General features: G+C 67.3%; 2 protein-coding genes and 1 tRNA gene. 2 read left to right on the top strand and 1 reads right to left on the bottom strand.

Annotation, left to right across the window (positions count from 1 at the left end; all coding sequences use genetic code 11):
- A partial coding sequence (locus tag D471_RS0130370; protein ID WP_017602096.1) for a metallophosphoesterase occupies positions 1–799 on the top strand: 799 nt, incomplete at its 5' end.
- 74 nt (positions 800–873) lie between these two features.
- Positions 874–947 (top strand) — tRNA-Pro (locus D471_RS0130365).
- A 159-nt stretch (positions 948–1106) separates the two neighbouring features.
- On the opposite strand, the gene D471_RS37040 is transcribed toward D471_RS0130365, so the two are convergent.
- Positions 1107–1289, bottom strand: coding sequence for a DNA-binding protein (locus D471_RS37040; protein ID WP_241479752.1), 183 nt, complete (start codon positions 1287–1289; stop codon positions 1107–1109).
- Positions 1290–1720 lie beyond the last annotated feature (431 nt).

Below are 1720 nucleotides of genomic sequence, written 5' to 3'. Positions count from 1 at the left end.
GCGGTACGAGCTGCCGCTGCTTCCGCCGGGGAGCGACCGGTTGCGGATCCTGCACCTGTCCGACGCACACCTGACGCCCGGCCGGAGGATGCTCATCGAGTGGATCCGGGGACTGGCGGCGCACGAGCCGGACCTGGTGGTCAACACGGGAGACTCGCTGGCGCACCCGGACGCCGTCGGGCCGTTCGCCGACGCCCTGGGGCCGCTCCTGGACCGGCCCGGGGCGTTCGTGTTCGGGTCGAACGACATGTACTCGCCGCGGTTGAAGAACCCCGCGCGGTACCTGTGGCGGACGAGTCGGGCCGACTACGAGGAGCGCCGGACCCCGGACCTGCCCTGGCGTGAGCTGGGCGAGGCGATGTCGGCGTCGGGTTGGCTGGACCTGAACAACCACCGGGGGGCGCTCAAGGCGGGCGGTCTGGACGTGGCGCTGGCGGGTGTGCACGACTCGCACATCGAGCTGGACCGGTACGAGGACGTCGCCGGTCCGGCGGACCCCCACGCGGACGTGCGGGTGGGTCTTCTGCACTCGCCGGAACCGGCCAATCTGAGCCGGTTCGCCGCCGACGGGTACCAGTTGCTGCTCGCGGGACACACGCACGGCGGCCAGCTGTGCCTGCCCTTCTACGGAACGCTTGTCACGAACTGCGGGATCGACCGGCGCCGCGCGTGGGGGCTGCACCGGTACGACGACGCGTGGCTGCACGTGTCCGGCGGCCTGGGCACGTCGCCGTACGCGCCGGTGCGGTTCTGCTGCCGCCCGGAGGCGTCGCTGCTGGACCTCGTCGCCGCCGGCTGAGCCGCCCGCCGTCGGGGGCCGGAAAAGGTGTGCGCGAGCACTCCACACGTCCGCTAGACTTGGGGACGTTGCTTCGGGGTGTAGCGCAGCTTGGCAGCGCGCTTCGTTCGGGACGAAGAGGTCGTGGGTTCAAATCCCGCCACCCCGACTGAGAAGTACCAGGTGAGAGGCCTGATCGTGGACATCCACGATCAGGCCTCTTCTTGTTTGACCGTGGTTCGACCGTGGGATTGAACGTCACGAGATGGCCGCGACCGGCCATCAGCGGCACCGCGCGACCCTCAGCGCTCTCCGTCCGCCGCCCCGATCACTCGCAACAGATCCGCCGTTGAGACACGGTGAGTCCGCCGATCCGCACCACCCGGCACGGGAAGTCGTCGACCCGGGCGAGTTCGTACGCCTTGGTGCGACCGATGCCGAGGATCCGAGCGGCGGTCATCAGGTCGATGGTGGGTGGAAGCTGCTTGAGTTCATCCAGGGTCAGGGCCAAGGGGTACTCCAAAGGGGCTCGATCCGTCGACGTGAGGAGCGCCCGACGACACCGCATCGCACCCACTTTGAGGATGGTCGCCCACGACACCTGTCGGGCGGACCATTGGTGGCCCCTGCATATGTTCTGACCGGGACAGACCTCTACTCAGGGGGTAGCCACTCATACGGGTGGGGTCAACGGCCGGGTCAGTGACCGGCTGACTGGCGTACCGGATCGGGCACAGCGTCACCAAAGAGCCATGCCGTCACATTCGTTCCGTCCAAGCGCTTCTACTACTGGTTGCGATCGAAAACGCCGTTTGGGTCCACCTGTCATACGCAAGTGGCCCAGCCGCGCAGGAAGATGAACAATCTCCTGTGGCTGGTGAGACAGCAGAGCATACCTACTGAGTTTTTCGTTAGTTCTTCGGGTATGAGGGGATTGGTCGT

Origin of the sequence: Nocardiopsis lucentensis DSM 44048, assembly GCF_000341125.1 — a bacterium.
In the GTDB taxonomy this organism is placed as follows: domain Bacteria; phylum Actinomycetota; class Actinomycetes; order Streptosporangiales; family Streptosporangiaceae; genus Nocardiopsis; species Nocardiopsis lucentensis.
The sequence above is the reverse complement of the archived record's forward strand: the minus strand, read 5'-3'. Positions and strand labels throughout refer to the sequence as shown.